The sequence below is a fragment of the Micromonospora alfalfae genome (assembly GCF_022230925.1).
Lineage (GTDB): Bacteria > Actinomycetota > Actinomycetes > Mycobacteriales > Micromonosporaceae > Micromonospora > Micromonospora alfalfae.
Map to the genome: position 1 here is coordinate 30,418 of NZ_JAKKFH010000020.1, position 20,536 is coordinate 50,953.

At 71.8% G+C, this 20,536-nt stretch carries 19 protein-coding genes; 9 read left to right on the forward strand and 10 right to left on the reverse strand.

The annotated features are described in order from the left end of the window. Positions 1–155: 155 nt before the first annotated feature. Together MED01_RS36355 and MED01_RS17160 are read left to right on the forward strand one after the other, a co-directional pair. Positions 156–1,271, forward strand: a complete 1,116-nt coding sequence (locus MED01_RS36355) for a snapalysin family zinc-dependent metalloprotease (RefSeq protein WP_372493672.1) — start codon at positions 156–158, stop codon at positions 1,269–1,271. Between the two features lie 126 nt (positions 1,272–1,397). Next, positions 1,398–2,045, forward strand: coding sequence for a hypothetical protein (locus MED01_RS17160; RefSeq protein WP_238669581.1), 648 nt, complete (start codon positions 1,398–1,400; stop codon positions 2,043–2,045). Positions 2,046–2,058: 13 nt separating this feature from the next. On the opposite strand, the gene MED01_RS17165 is transcribed toward MED01_RS17160, so the two are convergent. Further along, positions 2,059–2,889 (reverse strand): DUF3152 domain-containing protein, encoded by an 831-nt coding sequence (locus MED01_RS17165; protein ID WP_238669582.1) that lies wholly within the window; start codon positions 2,887–2,889, stop codon positions 2,059–2,061. A gap of 138 nt (positions 2,890–3,027) precedes the next feature. Here MED01_RS17165 and MED01_RS17170 point away from each other — a divergent pair, with 138 nt between their 5' ends. Beyond that, entirely contained in the window at positions 3,028–3,528 is a 501-nt protein-coding gene (locus MED01_RS17170; protein WP_238669583.1) for a SigE family RNA polymerase sigma factor, read from the forward strand. Then, complete coding sequence (locus MED01_RS17175) at positions 3,525–4,283, forward strand: hypothetical protein (RefSeq protein WP_238669584.1); 759 nt, start codon at positions 3,525–3,527, stop codon at positions 4,281–4,283. The genes MED01_RS17170 and MED01_RS17175 overlap by 4 nt, the downstream gene beginning before the upstream one ends. 14 nt (positions 4,284–4,297) lie before the next feature. Here MED01_RS17175 and MED01_RS17180 read toward each other — a convergent pair whose 3' ends face one another. After that, positions 4,298–7,069: an ATP-binding protein gene (locus MED01_RS17180; protein ID WP_238669585.1), complete on the reverse strand. Its 2,772-nt coding sequence runs from the start codon at positions 7,067–7,069 to the stop codon at positions 4,298–4,300. Positions 7,070–7,271: 202 nt separating this feature from the next. Between MED01_RS17180 and MED01_RS17185 the strand changes: the two genes are divergently transcribed. Then, positions 7,272–8,723, forward strand: a complete 1,452-nt coding sequence (locus MED01_RS17185) for a M28 family peptidase (RefSeq protein WP_238669586.1) — start codon at positions 7,272–7,274, stop codon at positions 8,721–8,723. Positions 8,724–8,784: 61 nt separating this feature from the next. Here the strand turns inward: MED01_RS17185 and MED01_RS17190 are convergent, their stop codons facing one another. Further along, complete coding sequence (locus MED01_RS17190; protein WP_238669587.1) at positions 8,785–9,483, reverse strand: SDR family oxidoreductase; 699 nt, start codon at positions 9,481–9,483, stop codon at positions 8,785–8,787. Positions 9,484–9,632: 149 nt separating this feature from the next. Here MED01_RS17190 and htpG point away from each other — a divergent pair, with 149 nt between their 5' ends. Together htpG and MED01_RS17200 are read left to right on the forward strand one after the other, a co-directional pair. Then, positions 9,633–11,561, forward strand: coding sequence for a molecular chaperone HtpG (gene htpG, locus MED01_RS17195; RefSeq protein ID WP_238669588.1), 1,929 nt, complete (start codon positions 9,633–9,635; stop codon positions 11,559–11,561). 240 nt (positions 11,562–11,801) lie between these two features. After that, on the forward strand, positions 11,802–12,758 hold the full coding sequence (locus MED01_RS17200; protein WP_238669589.1) for an SDR family oxidoreductase: 957 nt from the start codon (positions 11,802–11,804) through the stop codon (positions 12,756–12,758). A 56-nt stretch (positions 12,759–12,814) separates the two neighbouring features. Here the strand turns inward: MED01_RS17200 and MED01_RS17205 are convergent, their stop codons facing one another. Both MED01_RS17205 and MED01_RS17210 read right to left on the reverse strand, forming a co-directional pair. Next, entirely contained in the window at positions 12,815–13,468 is a 654-nt protein-coding gene (locus MED01_RS17205; protein ID WP_238669590.1) for a response regulator, read from the reverse strand. After that, positions 13,468–14,586, reverse strand: a complete 1,119-nt coding sequence (locus MED01_RS17210; protein WP_238669591.1) for a sensor histidine kinase — start codon at positions 14,584–14,586, stop codon at positions 13,468–13,470. Before MED01_RS17210 ends, MED01_RS17205 begins: the two co-directional genes overlap by 1 nt. 109 nt (positions 14,587–14,695) lie before the next feature. Between MED01_RS17210 and MED01_RS17215 the strand changes: the two genes are divergently transcribed. Further along, the gene (locus MED01_RS17215; RefSeq protein WP_238669592.1) at positions 14,696–16,105 is read left to right on the forward strand and encodes a nitrilase-related carbon-nitrogen hydrolase; all 1,410 of its coding nucleotides are present in this window, start codon (positions 14,696–14,698) and stop codon (positions 16,103–16,105) included. Positions 16,106–16,209: 104 nt separating this feature from the next. On the opposite strand, the gene MED01_RS17220 is transcribed toward MED01_RS17215, so the two are convergent. The 3 genes from MED01_RS17220 to MED01_RS17230 form a co-directional block, all read right to left on the reverse strand. After that, complete coding sequence (locus MED01_RS17220; protein ID WP_238669593.1) at positions 16,210–16,575, reverse strand: hypothetical protein; 366 nt, start codon at positions 16,573–16,575, stop codon at positions 16,210–16,212. 122 nt (positions 16,576–16,697) lie between these two features. Further along, a complete protein-coding gene (dinB, locus tag MED01_RS17225) occupies positions 16,698–17,885 on the reverse strand; it encodes a DNA polymerase IV (protein WP_238669594.1) in 1,188 nt (395 codons plus the stop codon). Between the two features lie 56 nt (positions 17,886–17,941). Next, positions 17,942–18,412, reverse strand: a complete 471-nt coding sequence (locus MED01_RS17230) for a VOC family protein (protein WP_238669595.1) — start codon at positions 18,410–18,412, stop codon at positions 17,942–17,944. A 61-nt stretch (positions 18,413–18,473) separates the two neighbouring features. Between MED01_RS17230 and MED01_RS17235 the strand changes: the two genes are divergently transcribed. After that, entirely contained in the window at positions 18,474–19,451 is a 978-nt protein-coding gene (locus MED01_RS17235; protein WP_238669596.1) for a helix-turn-helix transcriptional regulator, read from the forward strand. Here the strand turns inward: MED01_RS17235 and MED01_RS17240 are convergent. Together MED01_RS17240 and MED01_RS17245 are read right to left on the reverse strand one after the other, a co-directional pair. Next, positions 19,343–19,924 (reverse strand): GNAT family N-acetyltransferase, encoded by a 582-nt coding sequence (locus tag MED01_RS17240; protein ID WP_238669597.1) that lies wholly within the window; start codon positions 19,922–19,924, stop codon positions 19,343–19,345. The two genes, MED01_RS17235 and MED01_RS17240, sit on opposite strands and share 109 nt — an antisense overlap. Before the next feature lie 11 nt (positions 19,925–19,935). Continuing rightward, on the reverse strand, positions 19,936–20,460 hold the full coding sequence (locus MED01_RS17245) for a GNAT family N-acetyltransferase (protein ID WP_238669598.1): 525 nt from the start codon (positions 20,458–20,460) through the stop codon (positions 19,936–19,938). Positions 20,461–20,536 lie beyond the last annotated feature (76 nt).

A 20,536-nucleotide genomic window follows, 5' to 3' on the forward strand; every position in this document is an offset into this window, starting at 1 on the left:
GCCGAACATCGAACGCCGTCACACTAATATCGGCGTACATCGATGACCGGCGGCCCGATGGTCGTCGGACGACCGTAGGGGAGTGCCCGATGTTCCGAGGACAACTGAGACGCGCGGCGCTGGCCATGCTGGTGGCGATCCTGGCGGCGGCCGGGATGCAGCTCGCCACCGGCACGCCGGCCGCCGCCGTCCGGACCGTCTACTACGACGCGAGCCGGACCGGCGAGTTCCGCACCAACTTCGACCAGGCGGCGCAGATCTGGAACAGCCGGGTCAGCAACGTCCGACTCCTGGCCGGCACCCCGGCCAGCATCACCATCTACGTCGACGACGGCTGGCCCCGCGCGCAGCCGACCGGTCTCGGCTCGGGCCGGATCTGGATGGGCCGCACGGCCGTCAACCAGGGCTACGACCGCACCCGCATCGCCACCCACGAGGTCGGCCACATCCTGGGCCTGCCGGACCGGCGCACCGGCCTCTGCTCCGACCTGATGTCCGGCAGCAGCGCACCGGTCTCCTGCCGCAACGCGAACCCCAGCGCCGCCGAGGCGAGCCGGGTCAACTCGCTGTTCGCCGGCACCCTGGCCGCACCGGCCAGCACGACGTACACCTGGAACGACGCCTCGGACATCAGCCCGCTGGTGGTCGGCGGCCGGCCAGCCACCGAGAACTACCCCTTCATGGTGTACGTCTCCGGCTGCACCGGCACGCTGATCAAGGGCAACTGGGCGGTCACCGCCAAGCACTGTTCGACGCCGTCCTCGGTGCGGGTGGGCAGCGTCAACCGCACCAGCGGCGGGACCGTGGTGCGGGTGACCCGGGCGGTCAACCACCCCAGCGTCGACGTCAAGCTGCTGCAACTGGCCAGCTCGGTCACGTACGCGCCGGCCCCGATCCCGAGCACCTCCGGCGCTGTCGGAACCGCCACCCGGATCATCGGCTGGGGCCAGACCTGCGCCCCGCGGGGCTGCGGTTCGGCCCCTGCCGTGGCCAACGAACTCGACACGTCCATCGTGGCCGACAGCCGGTGCTCCGGCATCAACGGCACGTACGAGATCTGCACCAACAACACCAACGGCAACTCCGGCGCCTGCTACGGCGACTCCGGTGGCCCGCAGGTGCGCCGGGTCAACGGAGTGTGGAACCTGATCGGCGCCACGAGTCGGGCCGGCAACAACAACTCCACCTGCGCGACCGGCCCGTCCATCTACGTCGACCTGCCGTCCATCCGATCGTGGATCTCCACTCAGGTGGGTGGCCTACCGGTCTGACCAGCAGCGACATCGCGGGCGGGGGGCGAGTGTCAGGCGCGCCCCCGCCCCGGTGTGCCGGTGTCACCCACGCGATCCCACGATGCGGTACGGTGCGTGGCATATCGGCACATCGGAGGTGGCGGCATGCCTACCGTCGTCGTTCTCGCGCTGACCCTCGCCCTCGCGCCCGCGCCGTCCCCATCGGCCACCTCGAACCCGCTCGGTGACATCGTGGGCGGCGTCGGCCAGATCGTCGACGACCTGCTCGGTGGCGACACCCCCAGTGCCGCTCCGACGCCGAGCGTCACCGCCTCCGCGGCGGCAACGCCGAGTCGGCCACCGGTCACCGGTAAGCCCAGCCCGGTGGAACCCACAGTGATTCCCGGGCCCGCCGTGTCGGCGGGCAGCGTCCCCGCACCAGCAGCCCCCGATCGCCGCACCGCTGGGGCGAGCAGCGGCACCAGCGAGGCAGCCGCGCCCTGGCGCGTCGGCGACACCCCCGCACCGACCGCCCCGCCTGCGCTCGCCAACCCCACCCGCAATGCCTGGCCACCAGTGTCGTACCTGCTGGTCGTTGCGGTCCTCGCGGTGTTGGCACTGCTGCTCCTGCGCCGCCGGGCCCCCGTTTCCGCCGCCGCACCCGATCCCGGTCCGACGTCGGATCCCGGGCCGGAGCCGGATCCAGGCCCGACGCCGGACAACGTCAGCCGGTTGCCGACCAGCCTCAACGCCATCTACGAGATGGGCCGGCAGGACGAGCGACTCGAGCAGGAGCGCCGCCGGCGTACCTGAGGGCACGCCGTCCTCACGACGCCGAGTAGGCGCCCTCACGCCGGGGGATCGCGTCGTCGTACGCCCCGACCGGCCCGCTGTAGCGGGCCTTGCCCTTCGGGTACGGCCAGGCGTTCGCGGCGCAGCCGTGCAGGCCCAGCGTCTGCTGCTGCATCACCGGCGCCGGCCGGCCCCGCCCGGGGCACCGCTCGTGGCCGTACCCGAGTTTGTGCCCCACCTCGTGGTTGACCATGTACTGCCGGTAGGTCTGCACCGTCGCGCCGTAACCCGGCACCCCCTTGACCCAGCGCGCCACGTTGAGCACCACCCGGCCCCCGTTGCGGCAGGAGGTGTAGGCGTCCGGCACGTCCTGGCAGAGGGTGTCGCGGGTGCCGGGGGTCGCCAGGTAGATGGTGAAGTCGGTCCGTTCGCCGGCACCGACCCGGCGCAACCGCCACGCCCCGCCCGCCGTCCACCCGCGTGGGTCGTTCAACGTCGTGGTGATCGCCGTGGCGATGTCCTTCGCCGGCAGGCCCCGGATGTCACGCTCGACGGCGACCCGGTAGCGCAGCAACCGGCCGGCAGTCGCGCGCACGGGGGTTGTCTCGCCGGGCGCCACCGACCAGCGGTTACCGCCGGTGGCGGGGTAGCTGACCGGGACGACGGGCGCGGAACTGGGTCGGACCTCGGCGGCCCCGGTCGGCCGACCGGTAGGTGTCGCCGGTCGGCTGGGCACCGGCCCAGCGGCGACCGGGACGGCGGCGGGTTGCCCGGCGGCTGGCAGGCCGCACCCGGTGAGCAGCGCCACCACCAGCAGTGACGCCATCGAGGCGGTACCCCAGCGGCGGGTAACCTTCGTCGACATGTCTCTCCCCTCGCGCGTCGCCGGGTGGCGGCGCGGAGGAGAAGACGGGTGACAGTGGCGAAAAGTTGATGTGACCCAGGGCTCAACCTTTTGCCGGCTCCGCCCGTCTCTAGCTCTGTGGCACGGGGAGGGTTCGCGGTGGCGCGGGGTGACGCGGATTTCGTCGAGTTCGCGCGGGCGGCGTCCGCGCGACTGGTGCACGCCGCGTTCCTGATGACAGGTGACCACCACCAGGCCGAGGACGCCGCGCAGACCGCGCTGGTGCGCACCTACGCGTCGTGGTCGCGGATCCACGACGACGACGCCTACGGATACGCCCGCCGCACGCTGGTCAACCATCTGGTCGACGGGTGGCGACGGCCGATGCGGGAGTACCCGACCGACGAGGTGCCGGAGCAACGGCGTGGCGACGTGGCCGACGACGTAACCACCCGGCGCTGGTTGATCACCATCCTCGGTGCGCTCAGCCCCCGGGAGCGCGCCATCGTCGTCCTGCGCTACTACTTCGACCTGCCGGAGGCGCAGGTGGCCCGGGAACTCTCCGTATCCGTCGGCACTGTCAAGAGCACCAGCTCGCGAGCCTTGGAGAAGTTGCGCACCGCAACCCCCCGCACGGCCGATGAGAGGGCGCGCCGATGAGCGAGCTGGAACGGCTGCGCCACGCGATGCGGGCGACCGAGCGTCCCGACGCCGTGCTCGATCTGGACTCCGTGATGCGCGAGGGACGTCGGCTGCGTACCCGTCGACGCCTCGCCGGAGCCGGGGCGGCGACGCTCGTGACCGGCCTGGCCGCCGTGGTCGTCGTGGTGGCGGTCGGCGCGTCCGGGCCCGGCGATCCGGCGCCGACCGAGCGCCCGCCGCCGGTCGCCGTCGCCCCACCGTCGGTCGGTGTCTCGCCGTGGGCGGAGAAGTCGCTGGGCTCCACGCCACCGCCGACTGTGGGCCGCGACGAGCCGCCACCGAAGGCCCTGGGCCAGATCGTGGACAGCGGGGTGCGGCACGGCGCGGAGCGTCGGGTCTACTACTTCGTCGCGGTGTCCGTGCCCGGTGAGCCCAAGGTGTCCATCGGGCTGGCCGCCGGTCGCCAGGCTCCGGACGGCTCGTTGAGCACCGACATCCTGGTCAACGACGTCCACGGCAGCGACCGCGGCGCCGGATTCCACCAGATCGGCTACGACGAGGGCTTTGCCGCGCCGGTGCCCACCTTCGGCTACTTCGTCGGCCCCGCCAGACGGATCATCGGCACCGTCGGCGGTCGGCAGGTCGACGCCCGAGTGGCGCCATGGAGTGGCGACAAGCAGGTGCTGATCTTCTGGTTCGACCCGGCGCGGCTCACTCCGGGGGAGCGGCTGGACGGCATCATCGCCCGCGACGCCAGCGGCCGCCGACTCTGACCCGCCGCCGGCACTCAGGCCAGTCGACGCTCGATGGTCACAGTCGTTCCCTCGGCGGTGGAGACCAGCCGCACGTCGCCGTAGGCGTTCATCAGCAGCGCGCCGCGTCCCCGGTCCATCGCCGGCCGGCGGTCCCGCCAGGTGCCGAAGTCCCGTACCGAGATCCGGATCAGTCCGCCACCCACCTGGGCGCGCACCCGTACCTCCGGACGACTGGGTCGCTGTGCGTGCTCGACGGCGTTGTTCATGGCCTCGGAGGCGGCGAGCAGGAGATCTTCCAACACGTCCGGGTCCACGTCCAGGTCGCCCAGCGCGCCACGGACGTCCCGACGCATCGCGGCGGCGGAGGTGGGGGCGGACGGGTACGTCCACCCCACGTCCAGGAGGTCGCCCAGCCCGTCCGGCTCGGCCGGCGCCTGCACGATCACGGCCGCGTCGCGGACGGGTTCGACCGCCGGGCCAGGCGCCCCCGGTTCCACCGGGGCGGGCCGAGCCGAGGGAGCTGCGGCAGCGACAGCGGCCGGGTCACCGACGACGGCCGCGGCAGGGGTACGGTCGCGGGCTCGGCGGATGCTGGCCCGGATCCGGGCGATCAACTCGGCCGCGGCGAACGGCTTGACCAGGTAGTCATCGGCACCCAGGCTCAGGCCCTCCACGCTGGCCTCCCCACCCGCACGGGCGGAGAGCACCAGCACCGGCAGCGTCCGGGTCGTCGGGTCGGCGCGTAGTCGGCGCACCAGGTCGAAGCCGTCCAGCACCGGCATCATCACGTCGGTGAGGAGCAGGTCGGGCAGCTCACTGTGGATCTCGTCGAGGGCCTGCCGGCCGTCGGTGACGGCCCTCACCCGCCAGCCCTGCCCGGTGAGCAGCCGGGTGAGGTACGCCCGCATGTCGGCGTTGTCGTCGGCGAGCAGGATCCGGGCCCCGGCCAACTCGTCAGTGGCCGGCCCGGACGCGGGATCGGGCTCGGTCAGCGCGTCCGGTTCGGTGAGCCAGCCCATCGCCTCCTCGACGGCGGCGCGTGCCGCGTCACCCCGCCCGTCCACCGCCGGCCCGGTGACCGCTGTGCGGTGCGCCGCCGACCAGGGCAGCGTCACCGTGAACCTGCTGCCGACGCCCACCTGGCTGGTCACGTGCACGTCGCCGCCCTCCAGCCGGGCCAACTCGTGCACCAGGGCCAGCCCGATGCCCGTGCCCTCGTGACTGCGCGAGCGGGCGCCCCGCACCCGGTGGAAGCGTTCGAAGAGTTTCGGCAGGTCCCGTTCCGCGATGCCGATGCCGGTGTCCGCGACGGTGAGGCGCACCTCTTCGTCGTCGGCGTCGACGGTGACCCGGATGCGGCCGATGAACGTGTACTTCAGTGCGTTGGAGAGCAGGTTCGTGACGATGCGTTCCCAGTTGACCGGGTCGACAGCTACCGGCCGGGGCAGCGGTGGGCAGCTCACCTCGAGAGTCAGCCCGGCCCGCTCGACGGCGGCCCGGAACACCCCGGCGAGTTCGGCGGTCAGCGCGGCCAGATCCACCACCCGGGCGTCGCTTCGCGCTCGCCCGGCCTCCAGGCTGGAGAAGGTGAGCAGGCTGTTGACCAGCGTCAACAGTCGGGTGGCGTTGCGCCAGCCGGTCTCCACCCGCTCCCGCTGCACCGCCGCCAACGGCGCGGTGGCGTCGGTGAGGGCGTCGGTCAGCGGGCCGAGGATGAGGGTCAACGGGGTACGGAACTCGTGGCTGACGTTGGCGAAGAAGTCGGTCTTGACCCGGTCCAGTTCCGCCATCGCCTCGATCCGGCGCCGCTCCTCCTCGTACTCCTGGGCGTTGCGCAACGCCACGGAGATCTGCTGGGCGAGCAGTTGGTGGAAGGAGCGGTACGCCTCGTCGAGCCCTCGGCTGGGGCTGACCCCGGCGAGCAGGACGCCGAGCGGCTGATCCTCGTCGGCGGAGGGCAGCGGTAGCGCCAGCGCGGTGCGAACCGGGTCGTTCCACGGGCCGGCGGGCAGCGGCAGCCGGTCGGCGACGTCGGTCACCTGGGTCGCCCGGCCCTCGGCGGCGTCCGCCAGCCCCCAGGCGTACGCGGGCGGGCCCGGGTCGGTCAGCTCGACGGTGTCCGGCAGGGCCGGGGCGTGCCCCTGGTCGCCGCCGGTGCAGGTGACCCGGCGCAGTGCCGTGCCGTCGCGCAGGTAGATGGCGGCGAACGGCACGTCCAGGGGGTGGCCGTCGATCACGTCGATCAGCCGCGCGCCGGTGGCGTCCACGCCGACGGTGCGCCCGTCGCCGAGCACGGACAGGTCGCGAAGGAGACGGAGGCGGCGTTCGCCGACGACCTGCTGGGTGACCTCGCTGCACACGGTCAGTACGCCGACGGTGCGGCCGTCGTCGTCGCGGGCCGGGGCGTGCGAGACGCTGAAGTAGGCCTCCTCGCGGTAGCCGGCCCGCTCCAGCAGCAGTTGCAGGGCGGGGACCCAGCTGGCCACCCCGGTCGCCATGGCCTCCTCGATCAGCGGGGCGAGCACGTTCCAGCCTTCGGCCAGCGTCACCCGTACGTCGTCGCCGAGCGCGGCGGGGTGCTTGTCGCCGATCAGGGCGGAGTACGCGTCGTTGTAGAGCTGGGAGTAGCTCTCACCCCAGAGCAGCAGCATGGGGTACCGGGAGGAGAGCACCATCCGGACGGCGGCGCGCAGGCTCTGCGACCATTCGTCGACCGGGCCCAGCGGGGTGCCGGCCCAGTCCAGTTGTGCCATCAACCGCCCGGTGTCGCCGCCGAGGAACAGGTCAGTGCTGGGTCGCGTCACGCTCGATCCGACCCCATCGCAAGCCCCCGTTCCGGGCCCGACGACCCCTGCCGCGTTACCTACCCATCCTGACACCTCTACTCACCTGTGCCGACGCCGGTACCCACAGTCGAACCGGCGGCGGTTCGGGACGAACGACCGATGCTCAACAAATAGATATCTGTAAGTGTCTCGGGTATCTCTCCAACCCCGAGGAGCCCCCATGAGAGGCAGAACGCTGAGCGCGGGAATCGCGCTCGCCGTGTTCGCCGGGATGACGGTGCCGCTGGTCGCCCAACCGGCGACCGCGTCACCTCCGACCGCCACGACGGTGACCCGGCCGATCGCCGCGTCCGCCGCCGCGTTGGCCGCGCCGGACATCTCCATCACCAACGTCCAGGCGCACCTGACCCAGTTCAACGCCATCGCCACCAGCAACGGTGGCAACCGACGGGCCGGCTCGGCCGGCTACACCGCCTCGCTCAACTACGTCAAGACCAGGCTCCAGTCGGCCGGCTACACGGTCAGCGAGCAGTACTGCTCCAGTTGCCGGTACCCCTCGAACAACCTCATCGCCGAGTGGCCCGGCGGCCCGGCCGACCAGGTGGTCATGTTCGGCGCGCACCTGGACGGCGTCGCGGCCGGTCCGGGCATCAACGACAACGCCACCGGCTCGTCGACCCTGCTGGAGAACGCGCTGGTCCTGGCCGCGCAGAACCCGACGATGACCAAACGGGTGCGGTTCGCCTGGTGGACCGACGAGGAACAGGGGCTCAACGGCTCCCGGTTCTACGTCAACTCGCTCAGCGCCACCCAGCGCGGCTACCTCAAGGGCTACTACAACTTCGACATGGTCGGCTCGACCAACGGCGGCTACTTCATCAACCGCGTCACCTCGACCACCGCGGCGCCGTTGAAGGCGTACTGGGACTCGTTGGGCCTGCAACCGGAGGAGAACGTCGAGGGCCAGGGCCGCTCCGACGACTACTACTTCCAGCAGGCCGGCATCCCCACCTCGGGCTATGCCGCCGGCGCCAGCGCGCGCAAGACCAGCGCCCAGGCGGCCAAGTGGGGCGGCACCGCCAACTCCGCGTACGACCCGTGCTACCACCGGTCCTGCGACACCACCGCCAACGTCAGCGCCACCGTGCTGAACCGGGCGGCCGACGGTGTCGCGTACGCGCTGTGGCAGCTCGCCGTGGGCGGCGGCACCCCGACCTGCACGGGCGGTCAGGTGGTCGCAAACGGTGGCTTCGAGAGCGGCAGCACGCCGTGGACAGCGTCCTCCGGCGTGATCACCAACGCCAGCGCCCAGCCGGCCCGGACCGGGTCGTACAAGGCGTGGCTCAACGGCAACGGCAGCAGCGGCACCGAGAGCCTGACGCAGTCGGTGACACTGCCGGCCGGGTGCGCCAGTTACACGCTGTCCTTCTGGCTGCACATCGACACCGCCGAGACCACCGGCTCCACGGCGTACGACCGGCTCACCGTGCAACTGGGGTCGACCACGCTGGCGACGTACTCGAATCTGAACAGGGCGTCCGGCTACGTCCAGCGCAGCTTCTCGGTGGCCGGGTTCGCCGGGCAGACGGTGACGCTGCGCTTCACCGGCACCGAGGACTCGTCGTTGCAGACCAGCTTCGTGATCGACGACGTGACGCTGGTGGCGAGCTGACCGCGTACCCCGAACAGGGCCGCCGCCGGCAGCGTCCGGCGGCGGCCCGTCACGTCGTGGGTCAGGGGAGCTGTGGGTAGAGCGCGGCGACGCCGCCGGGGAACCCGGCCTGCACCCGCCGGCTGACGTCGTCGGCCACGATCTCGTAGGCGTCGGCCTCGACGCCGTCGACGGCGAGCCCGGCGATCACCGCCGGGTCGGACTTCGGGCCGGTGACCGTCGCGGCCATGTCGGTGTCCAGGTAGCCGATGTGCAGGCCGGCCACCCGGACGCCCCGGTCGGCGAGCTGGAGGCGCAGCGCGTTGGTCATCGCCCACTCGGCGGACTTGGCGGCACCATACGACCCGTGCAGGGGGAAGTTCACCCAGGACAGCACGGAGAGCACGTTGAGGATGGTTCCGCCGCCGTTGCCGGCGATGACCGGCGCGAATGACCGGATCATCGACAGGGTGCCGAGGTAGTGGGTCTCCAGCTCCAGCCGGATGAGGTCCAGGTCGCCGTCCAGCAGATCGGCCCGGTTGTCGACGCCGGCGTTGTTGATCAGCAGGTTGACGTCGCCGGCCAGTTCGGCGGCGGCGGCCACCGAGGCGGGGTCGGTGATGTCGAGGCGCACCGGCGTCACGCCGGGCAGGTCGACGCTGTCGGGGTTACGGGCGCCGGCGTAGACGGTGGCGCCCCGGGCGAGGAGTTCGGCGGCCAGGTGCCGGCCGAGGCCACGGTTGGCGCCGGTGACGAGGGCGGTGCTTCCAGCGATCTTCATGGCGGTCACGCTATCCGACCTGACTTCTGTTAAGCAAAGTCAGCCATGTCACGGGGGTCGTCAGCCGGATCGGGAATACGACCCGGATGCGCCCACACCCCGACCCGTGACGACTCGTATCCTTTCCGCGAACCTTCGCACGAGCCGAGATGGGAGACGGTGTGAGCAACCAGGCCGAAACGTTGGAATTCCAGGCCGAGGCGCGTCAGCTCCTCCAGTTGGTGGTCCATTCGATCTATTCGAACAAGGACGTCTTCCTGCGGGAACTCATCTCGAACGCGTCCGACGCACTGGACAAGCTCCGGCTTGCCACCCTCGTCGACAAGGACCTCGTCGCCGACACCGACGACCTGCACGTCGCCCTGGAGATCGACAGCGACGCCCGCACCCTCACAGTGCGCGACAACGGCATCGGGATGACCCGCGACGAGGTCGTCCAGCTGATCGGCACGATCGCCAAGTCGGGCACCGCCGAGCTGCTGCGCCAACTGCGCGAGTCCGCCGACGCCCACGCCAAGCAGGACCTCATCGGCCAGTTCGGGGTCGGCTTCTACGCCGCGTTCATGGTCGCCGACCGGGTCACCCTGCTGACCCGCAAGGCCGGCGAGACCGGCGGCACCCGCTGGGAGTCCACCGGCGAGGGCACCTACTCGATCGAGGCGGTCGACGAGGCGCCGCAGGGCACCACAGTGACGCTGCACCTCAAGCCGGCCGACACCGAGGACAACCTGCACGACTACACCGCCGAGTGGACCGTCCGCGAGATCGTCAAGCGCTACTCCGACTTCATCGCCTGGCCGATCCGGATGAGCGTCGAACGCCCCGGCGCCGACGGTGCGGCCGCCACCCGTGAGGTGCAGACCCTCAACTCGATGAAGGCGCTCTGGGCGCGACCCCGCGACGAGGTCGACGCCGCCGAGTACAACGAGTTCTACAAGCACGTCAGCCACGACTGGGCCGACCCACTCGAGGTCGTGCACATGAAGGGCGAGGGCACCTTCGAGTACGAGGCGCTGCTCTTCCTGCCCAGCCACGCCCCACTGGACCTGTTCTCCCCGCAGGGCCGCCGCGGCGTCCAGCTCTACGTCAAGCGCGTCTTCATCATGGACGACTGCGAGGCGCTGGTCCCGACCTACCTGCGCTTCGTCAAGGGCGTGGTCGACGCGCACGACCTGTCGCTGAACATCTCCCGGGAGATCCTTCAGCAGGACCGGCAGATCCAGATCGTCCGCCGCCGCCTGGTCAAGAAGGTCCTCGCCACTGTCAAGGACCTCAAGGCCAACCACGCCGAGCGCTACCGCACCTTCTGGACCGAGTTCGGCGCGGTGGTCAAGGAAGGGCTGATCGACGACACCGACAACCGCGACACCCTGCTGGACCTGCTGTCGGTGGCCTCCACCAACGATCCGGCCGAGCCCACCGACCTGGCCGGCTACGTCTCGCGGATGAAGGACGGCCAGAGCGACATCTGGTACGCCACCGGCGAGTCCCGGGCCGCCATCGAGAACTCTCCGCACCTGGAGGCGTTCCGCGCCAAGGGGCACGAGGTGCTGCTCCTCACCGACCAGGTCGACGAGGTGTGGGTCGAGCGGGTCGGCACGTACGACGGCCGGCCACTGCGCTCGATCGCCAAGGGCGAGATCGACCTGGACACCGACGAGGAGAAGCAGCAGGCCGAAGCCGAGCGCGAGCAGCAGCGACAGGAGTTCGCCGGGCTGCTCGACTGGCTGGGGACCACCCTCACCGACAGCGTCCGGGAGGTCCGGCTGTCGTCGCGGCTGACCACCTCACCGGCCTGCGTCGTCGGCGACGCCCACGACCTCACGCCGACCCTGGAGAAGATGTACCGGGCGATGGGGCACGAGATCCCCACCACCAAGCGGATCCTGGAGATCAACCCCGGTCACCCGCTGGTGTCCGGGCTGCGCAAGGCCCACGAGCAGGGCAGCGACCCCACCGCCCTGACCGAGACCGCCGAGCTGCTCTACGGCCTTGCGGTGCTCGCCGAGGGCGGTGAGCTGACCGATCCGGCCCGCTTCACCCGGACGCTCGCCGACCGACTGGCGCGCACCCTGTAAGCCTTCTGCCAGGTTGGTTCGCCTCGTCGATCATGGAGTTGCGGTGGGTGACAAAGCGCCCGTCGCAGTGCCTAACAGGCACCACAACTTCAAGATCGACGAGGCTGGCGCCCCTCGCCTGCGCGAGGTGGCTCCCGGTCAACTGGTGCGGGCGCTGGTAATGTTGGCGGCCTCAGGGTCCGCACCCTCCCGGCCAGCGGGAGGCGCAAGATCTCCGCTTTCATGCTGGGGAGTCTTGCCGTGCTTCTACACAATCGACCGACGAATCCACCGCACGCTCGGCTGCGCCTGTTGACTGCGGTCAACGCCCGCAAGGATGCGGGCAGCAGCCCCACCGGGATCGTCGGGCGGAGCCTGGCTCGGCAACTGCTGGGCGCCGGCGACAGGGTGCGGGTTCTCGCCGAGCCCGGCCAGGCCGATGACTGGCCCGACGGGGTCGAGGTCGTCGAGGGATCCATCACCCGCCCGATCGAGTACGCCGAGGTCTTCGACGGCGTCGACGGCGTCTTTCTCGCCGGAGCCGTCCCGACGACGGTGCCGGATGCCCTGGAGGTCGCCCGGGATGCCGGTGTACGACGGGTCGTCGTGCTGTCCTCGCACGGGCCGGAGTACGAAGAGGAGCATCCGCCGGAGACGTGGTTCTGGTTGGCCATCGAGCGGGCCGCCGAGTGCTCGGGCATGCAGTGGACGCACATCCGCCCGTCGGCGGTGCTAGGGGCGATGATCGAGGGCACCTATCCAGCGACGGGGTCGGACTGGCCGGAGATGATCCGGGGCGATGGTGTCGTACGGGAGGCGTTTCTGGGCGGCGGACACTACCCCTTCATTCACGAGGACGACCTCGCCGCAGTCGCGATGGCGGCGCTGCGCGTCGACGACCACGTCGGCACCGTACTGGAGGCGGTCGGTCTGCCGATCAGCAGCCGTTCGCGGGTGGCGAGCATCGCCAGGGCCATCGGCCGCGACATCGCCGCCGTCGAGGTGACGCCCGACGAAAGCCGCGCGAGGTGGCGGCGTGACGGCTGGCCCGACAGTGGCATCGACGTGACGCTGTACGCGCTCGAGGAGTACGGGGCGCGGCTCGCCGAACTCACCGCGTGGACGCTCGACCAACGGCCGGCCGTGCACGAGATCATTGGCCGCCCACTACTCGACGTCGACGACTGGGTGGTCGAGAACGCCGAACTGTTCCGCTGAGCGTGGGTTGCCCCGCCTGCGCTAGCGCATCGCATCGTGGCCTGACTCCGCCGCCGTCACCGGCCGGGGATCACCAGACCCGACTCGTAGGCGATCATCACCGCCTGGGCGCGGTCGCGCAGGTGCAGTTTGGTGAGCAGGTTGCCGACATGGGTCTTCACCGTGTGCTCGCTGAGGTGGTGGTGGGCGGCGATCTCGGCGTTGGACAGGCCGGCCGCGATCAGGCGCAGCACGTCCGTCTCACGGGCGGTCAGGGCAGTCACCGCGGCGGCCCGGGCGGGGTCCGGATGGCCGCGCCGGTGCAGCTCGCCTATCACTCGGGCGGTGACGGCGGGAGCGAGCAGCGCGTCCCCGGCGGCCACCACGCGGACCGCGTTCACCAGGTCGGCTCGGGGAGCGTCCTTGAGCAGGAAGCCGCTGGCCCCGGCCCGCAGGGCCGCGTACAGGTAGTCGTCGGTGTCGAACATGGTCAGGGCGAGGACCCGGCTCGGGGTGAGCGCGCAGACCTGGCGGGTCGCTGCGACACCGTCCAGGACGGGCATCCGCATGTCCATCAGGACGACGTCGGGGCGGTGTTCGCGGGCGGCCCGCACGGCGGCTGCGCCGTCCGGGGCCTCGGCGACCACCTCGATGTCCGGCTCGGCGCCGAGGATGGTGGCGAACCCGGCCCGGAACAGGTCCTGATCATCGGCGAGCACGACACGCAGCATCAGATCACCGCCGGTGTCGACAGCGGCAGGACAGCGGTCACCGCGAAGCCCTGGCTGTCGGAGGTCGGGCCGGTGTGCAGGGTGCCGCCGCAGGCGTGGGCGCGCTCGCGCATGCCGACGATCCCGTACCCGGCCCGGCCGGCGTCGGACGCTCGATGACCGCGCCCGTCGTCGGTGATCGACACGGTGAGCGAGTTCGCCGTGTAGTCCAGTCGGACGCGAACCGATCCTGCCCCGGCATGGCGCACCACATTGGTCAGGGACTCCTGCACGATCCGGTAGGCGGCCACCCCGACGTCCGGGGGTGGCGCGAGCGGCGGCTCGACGGCACCCGCGGACGGCGAGACGGTGAGCACGGCATCGAGGCCGGTGGCGCGGACCCGCTCGACCAGGACGGGAAGGTGGTCCAGACCCGGCTGGTCGAGTGGCTGGTCGGTGGGTTCGTGCAGGCTGCCGACCGCGCGGCGGAGCTGGACGACAGCGTCCCTGCCGGTGGCGGCGATCGTCGCGAACGTGGCATCGGCGCGATCCGGCTGGTGACGGACCAGGAGGGGACCCGCCTCCGCCTGGACGATCATGACGCCGACCGCGTGGGTGAGGATGTCGTGCAGGTCGCGGGCGATCCGGGTGCGTTCACGCAGCACCGCCGCCGCACGTTCACCGGCGATCCGACGATCGCGTTCGGCGAGGGCCGCGGTCTGGCTTCGGCGTGCCCGGGTGCTGGTGCCCAGCGCGTACGCGAAGAGGTAGGCGACCGACAGGTAACGCAGCACCTCCACGTCCGGGCGGGGATACAGCAACGAGACCAGCAGGCCGGCGGCGGTCAGCACGATGCCGAGCAGGCGGATCGGCACTGAGGCCCGCGCCGCGAACGTGTAGAGGCAGACGAGCGGTCCGACCGGCAGCAGTGGGGGCGCGCCGAGCGAGGCGGACACGGTGGTGGCGACGCCCACCACGAGGGCGACCCGGAGCAACGCCTGGTCCCGCCACAGCACCGGCACCGACGACGCCACCGCGAGCGGCAGCACCCACCACTCGCGTGGCCCACCGGCCAGGGCGGGCAGCACTGTCGCGGCGACGGCGGCCACGGTGACGGCGAGATTGACGTACCGCTTCACGTCGGCAGTATCGTCCGACCCGGCGCGTTGACGCCTCCCTCCACGGGACCAGATCGATCCGGCCTCGCAGGGCGATCCGCCCCGGCCGCCACCGCCGCACGCTCGACACATGATGACGATCCTCGCCACGCTCCTGAGTGGCCTGCTCTGGTTCGGTGGCACCGGGCTGCACCCGGTCCCCGCGCTGACCTGGCTCGCCCCGCTCCCGCTGATCCTCGCCTCGACGCGGGTACGCCCGAGGACGGCGCTCTGCGCGACAGCCCTCGCCTGGTCGATCGGTCAGTGCGGCGTGCTCGGCTACTACCTCGGCACCCTGCGACTACCGGTCCCCGTGGTCGTCGGTGTGGTCCTGCTCGGCGTCGGTCTCGCGACCGGCACGGTCCTGCTCGCCCGCGCACTGCTGTTGCGCGGACGAACAGTCCTCGCCGTCCTCGCCGTGCCCTCGCTCTGGGTGCTGGGGGAGTACGTCGCGTCCCGCCTGCTGCCCAACGGCGCCTGGTGGAGCCTCGCCTACACTCAGGCCGACGTCCGCCCGGTGATCCAACTGACCGCGCTCACCGGCGTCTGGGGCGTCACCTACCTGCTGCTCGCCGTCCCGATCGCCCTCGCCGCCCTGCGCGGAAGCCCTCGTCCCGCCCTCACCTGCCTGCTCGTCCTCCTGCTCGGCGCCGGCGGGTGGTCGGCCTGGTCGCTGGGCCGTTCGCCCGACCCGGCCGAGCGGCTGACCGTCGGCCTGGTGGCATTGCGGCAGCCCGAGGACGGGCTCCCGATCGACGGGCAGCCCGGCCGTGACCTGCTCGCCCGTTACGCCGCGCGGGTCGAGAACCTGGTCGCCCGCGGGGCGCGGATCGTCGTCCTGCCGGAGAAGGTGTTCGCCGTGACGGACACGACGATGCCGGTGCTCGTGGCCGCGCTCCAGCAGACCGAGGCTCAGGTCGTCGTCGGCGCGGTGCGGCGACGGGCCGACAGGGCGAGCAATGTCGCGCTGGTGCTCACACCGGGCGGGACCATCGCGACGTACGAGAAGCAGCATCTCGTCCCGGGCCTGGAAGACTGGCTGACGCCGGGTGACGAGGTGCTCGTGGACGGGCGGTTCGGCGTCGCGATCTGCAAGGACCTCGACTTTCCCGGCCTGGTCCGGCGGTATCGGGCGCAGGGCGCCTCGGTGCTGCTCGTCCCCGCCCTGGACTTCACCTCCGATGGCTGGCTGCACGGACGGATGGCACTGGTCCGGGGCGTGGAGAACGGGCTCGTCGTGGTCCGGGCCGCGGCGTTCGGCCGGCTGACGGTCACCGACCCCGGCGGCAGGATGGTGGGTGAGGCCACCGCCGGTGACGCGCAGTTGCTGCTGGCCACGCCGACGTCGGGGTGGGGCACTGTCTATTCGCGTACCGGAGATTGGTTTCCGCTGTTGTCAGTGGTCCTGCTGGTACTGGCCGTGGGTGGCGCGCGGTGGTGGCCGGTTACCAGCGGTTCCGGTGGGCGAACGCGTCCGGGTCGGCCCACGGACCGGGCTTGAGGTCCATCGTTGCCAGGCTCCGCCGCGACAGCCGAACGCTCGGCCGGACAACCGGCCGAGCGTTCGCCTGTGCGGTGCGGATCAGCGCAGGGGTTGGTGGCCCGTCACGCCGCGGAGGCGGCCTTCGCCTCTCGGTGCGACGCCACCGGTCCGGCGTTCCAGCCCCAGCGGGGGGCCGGTACCGCCGCGTCACGATGCCCGTCCGTGTCGGCGTCGTCGCCGTCTGTTCCGTCGACGGTCAGTTCGACCGAGGCGGGTGTGCTGCGGGCCAGCCGCAGTGAGTGCTCGGCGCCGGTGCGGGCCGCGCACGGCCACTGCTGCCCGGCGCACTGGAGGTTGCGGCACTGGCCCTCGTCGTCCGGCTCGTGTGCGCTCAGCACGTCGATCGCCAACTGCCACAGCAGCGGGTCGGTCACGTCGTGCGGACGCTCGGCGGTGCGACTCGGTCGGTTGCTGGTGTCGTCGGACATGGTGGGCCCCCCTCGTCAGGCTGTACCCCCCAAGGGTCACCCGTCAGCCGCCGGCTAAACCGCCGACCTGCTGTGATGTGTCTCTGATCGCAGCTCGGCCGAGGACGCCGCACGCTTATCGGTCAGTCCGGCAGAAGCGGCATCTCCACGCCCGGCTCCCGGCCGAGCAACACCGCCCGCGTGAGCGCCGTTGATCCGAACCGGTCGCGGACCGCGTCGACCGCAGCGTCCAGATGGGACCCGGAGTCCGGCTGGAACGGCAGCTCAGGCTGGACCGGGTTGTCGTCGAGGTTGCCCACTGAGACACCGATCAGGGTGATGCCACGCCGATCGATCTCGGGCAGCGCGGCGCCTAGCAGCGCACGCGCGGCGGCGAGCAGTGGCGTCGTCTCCGCCGTCGCCTTACCCACCGTGTGTGAGCGGGTCGCCCGGGTGTAGTCGCCGAAGCGCAGCCGCAACACCACGGTGCGGCCGGACCGCCCGGCCGTCCGCATCCGCCGGCTGACCCGGTCGACCAGGCCGGCGAGGATGGCGTCCAGTTCCGTCGAGGCGTGCGGGGTGCGACTCAGCGCGTGTTGCGCGCCCATCGAACCGCGCCGCCGCCCCACCTGCACCGCCCGGGGGTCGCGATTGTGCGCCAGCGCGTGCAGGTGCCGGCCGGCGCCCGCACCGAGCAGCGACACCAGCGCCGCCTCACCGAGGCGGGCCACCTCCCCGACGGTACGGATCCGGCGTTCGCGCAGCTTCGCGGCCGTGACCGGGCCGACGCCCCAGAGCCGTTCCACCGGCAGCGGGTGCAGGAACGCCAGCTCGGCGTCCGGTGCGACCACCAGCAGGCCGTCCGGTTTCGCCACGCCGCTTGCCACCTTGGCCAGGAACTTCGTGCGGGCCACCCCCACCGTGATCGGCAGGTGGACCCGGTCGCGGACCTCCCGGCGCAGTCGCTCGGCGATCTCGGCCGGTGGCCCGACCAGCCGCCGTAGACCACCCACGTCGAGGAACGCCTCGTCGATGGAGAGCCCCTCGACCAGCGGTGTGGTCTGCCGGAAGATCTCGAAGACCGCGCGGCTCGCCGCCGTGTACGCCGACATCCGAGGCGGCACGACGATCGCGTCCGGGCACAGCCTCCGCGCCTGCTGGCCGCCCATCGCGCTGCGGACGCCCCGCGCCTTCGCCTCGTAGCTGGCCGCGAGCACCACGCCGCCACCGACGATCACCGGCCGCCCCCGCAGACGCGGGTCGTCACGCTGCTCGACCGACGCGTAGAACGCGTCCAGGTCGGCGTGCAGGATGCTGGCGCCGGGCGACACGTACACATGTTCGCATGGCGTCCGGCTGGTGCGGCAGTGAGCTGGGCGAACGTCGGTCAGTCGAGGCAGAACTCGTTGCCCTCGGGGTCGGCCATGATGAGATGACCGGCGCCCAACGGGGGAGTGGGCTCGTGCCGACTGAGCCGCTTGGCGCCGTGCGAGACGAGCCGTTCGGCCTCCGCCTCCAGGGCCGCCATCCGCTCCTCACCCTCCAGTCCGGGGGCCGCGCGTACGTCGAGGTGGACGCGGTTCTTCACCTGCTTGTGCTCCGGCACCCGCTGAAAGAACAGCCGTGGCCGCGAGCCCTCGGGGTCGACCACCGCCGACGCGTCGTTGCGCTTCTCCGGCGGCACACCCATCGCCTCCAGCGCCTGGTCCCAGGACTCGAAGTCTCCGGGTGGTGCCTGCACCTGGTAGCCGAGCGTCTCGGCCCAGAACGTGGCCAACCTCGCCGGGTCGGCGCAGTCGAACGTGATCTGGACGTCGCGGGTCACGGCGGATCCCTGCTTCCTGTTCTGGTCGGTCATGATCTCAGCCTCTCGCGGATAGCGGACAGGGTTGTTCCGCTATCCGTGAAACGATCGACGCGTGACAGTCGAGGCGACGACCGAGCGGGTGCTGCGCCTGCTGGCGCTGCTGCAACGACGGCTGTCCTGGACGGCTGCCGAACTCGCCGCCGAGCTGGGGGTCACCGGCCGTTGCGTGCGCCGCGACGTGCAGCGTCTGCGGGCGCTCGGCTACCCGGTGCACGCGGTGTCGGGCGTCGGCGGCGGCTATCGACTCGGTGCGGGCACCCGGCTGCCGCCGTTGCTCCTCGACGACGAGGAGGCGATCGCCACGGCGGTGTCGCTGCGGCTGGCCTCCGGGGGCACGATCGCCGGTGCGAGCGAGGCGGCGCTGCGGGCACTCGCGAAGCTCGACCAGGTGATGCCGTCGCGGCTCCGCGCCGAGGTGCGGGCGGTGCACGGCTCCACCGACACCCTCATCGGTCCGGTCGCCGAGATTGACGCGGAACTGCTGGTGACACTCGCCCGGGCCTGTCGGGACGGGGTCCGCGTTCGGTTCCACTATCCCGGCCGGGACGTTGGTGAGCAGGAACGGACTGTCGAGCCGATCCGGATGGTCACCACCGGCCGCCGTTGGTATCTGATGGCCTGGGACGCAGACCGCGCCGACTGGCGGACGTTCCGACTGGACCGGATGCGGGCTGCGGTGGCGACGACCTGGCGTTTCCCCGCGCGCGACCACCCGGATCCGGTTTCCTTCGTGCAGCGTTCCGTGACCGGGGCGCCGTACCGGTACCTCGCCCGGGTGCGGGTGCACGCCCGACCGGAGCGGTTGCGGGAGGTTATCCCAGCACAGGTGGGGCGGGTCGAGGAAGACCGCGACGGTTGGTCAGTGCTGGTCGTCGGCGGCGACAGCCTGGACTGGCTCGCCGCGCACCTCGCCCGCCTGGATCACGAGATGGAGGTGTTGGAGCCTCCCGGGCTGCGCGAGGCCGCAGGCCGGCTGGCCCGTCGCCTCGCGGGGCTGGCCGGCGCGACCTCGGAGCCCGGCGCGCGGTGACGCAGCGTGTAGTGGCGCAGCGACACCGGGCTGCCGTCGGGAGCGGTCCATGGTGCCGTGCTGGTGCCGACCCACAGCCACCCTGCGCGCTCGTACAGCGCGGCGGCCGCGGTGCCACCGGCGGCCAACTCCAGCACCAGGTCCGTTGCGCGTTTGTCCGCCCACTGGCGGGCCCGTTCCAGCAGCGCGCTGCCCAGCGCCAACCCACGGGCTCTCGGCGCGACGAAGAGACGAGCCACCTCGGCTGTCGGCCGGCCGGGCGGGCCGTCCACCTGATCGGGGATCCGATGCACCGCGACGTGTCCGACAACGGCCGCGTCGGCGTCGACGGCGACCCAGGCTCGCGCCGGGTGCGGCTCGCGCAGCCAGCGGTGCGGGTCGGCGGGCCAGTTCAGTGGGTACCCGTCGACCCGGTGAACCTCGGCGAGCGCCGCGACGCAGCCGTCCAGGTCGGTGGCGCGTCGTCGACGCACAGCCTGTCGGTTCACAGGTCGTCGAACGGGCTGGCGTAGCGGAACTCGCCGCGGATCGACTCGCGCCAGGCGTGCGACTGTCGCGCCATGAAGTACTGCGGCCCCCACGGCTGGGGCGGGGTGACGCCCAGCTCGACGGCCGGCCGGAACCCGAAGCGCGGGTAGTAGTCGGGATGCCCGAGCAGGACCACCAGCGGTTCGTCCCGTGCGTCGGCCGCGCCGAGCACCGCGTGCATCAACGCGCTGCCCACACCGCTCCGCTGCCGGTCCGGCAACACGCCCAGCGGCCCCAGGCCCAACGCCACCGGCGCACCGTCCACTCGGCCGCGGGTGGCCACCACATGCCCGACCACCCGGCCGTCCACATCGGTCGCTACCAGGGAGTACGCGGGCAGCCAGCCCTCGTCGGCGCGCAGCGCGTCGACAAGGGTCGCCTCGACCGGTACGCCGTCACCGCCATCGGCCTTGGCGAAGGCTGCGCAGTGCACCGCCCGAACGGCGTCGACGTCGGCGGGTGTCTCGCGTCTGATCAGCACCGCGCCACCATACGGGTGCCCTCGGCAGCGGCTCCACGCGTTATCCCGTCGAATGCCGACGACGCGACGTCCCCGG

Excerpts from the sequence above, each read along its gene's own strand:
- MED01_RS17175 (WP_238669584.1), top strand. The coding sequence starts at position 3,525 with ATGAGCGAGCTGGAACGGCTGCGCCACGCGATGCGGGCGACCGAGCGT.
- MED01_RS17215 (WP_238669592.1), top strand. The coding sequence starts at position 14,696 with ATGATGACGATCCTCGCCACGCTCCTGAGTGGCCTGCTCTGGTTCGGT.
- MED01_RS17220 (WP_238669593.1), bottom strand. The coding sequence starts at position 16,575 with ATGTCCGACGACACCAGCAACCGACCGAGTCGCACCGCCGAGCGTCCG.
- MED01_RS17165 (WP_238669582.1), bottom strand. The coding sequence starts at position 2,889 with ATGTCGACGAAGGTTACCCGCCGCTGGGGTACCGCCTCGATGGCGTCA.
- MED01_RS17190 (WP_238669587.1), bottom strand. The coding sequence starts at position 9,483 with ATGAAGATCGCTGGAAGCACCGCCCTCGTCACCGGCGCCAACCGTGGC.
- MED01_RS36355 (WP_372493672.1), top strand. The coding sequence starts at position 156 with ATGCAGCTCGCCACCGGCACGCCGGCCGCCGCCGTCCGGACCGTCTAC.
- htpG (WP_238669588.1), top strand. The coding sequence starts at position 9,633 with ATGGGAGACGGTGTGAGCAACCAGGCCGAAACGTTGGAATTCCAGGCC.
- MED01_RS17160 (WP_238669581.1), top strand. The coding sequence starts at position 1,398 with ATGCCTACCGTCGTCGTTCTCGCGCTGACCCTCGCCCTCGCGCCCGCG.
- MED01_RS17205 (WP_238669590.1), bottom strand. The coding sequence starts at position 13,468 with ATGCTGCGTGTCGTGCTCGCCGATGATCAGGACCTGTTCCGGGCCGGG.
- MED01_RS17230 (WP_238669595.1), bottom strand. The coding sequence starts at position 18,412 with ATGACCGACCAGAACAGGAAGCAGGGATCCGCCGTGACCCGCGACGTC.
- MED01_RS17185 (WP_238669586.1), top strand. The coding sequence starts at position 7,272 with ATGAGAGGCAGAACGCTGAGCGCGGGAATCGCGCTCGCCGTGTTCGCC.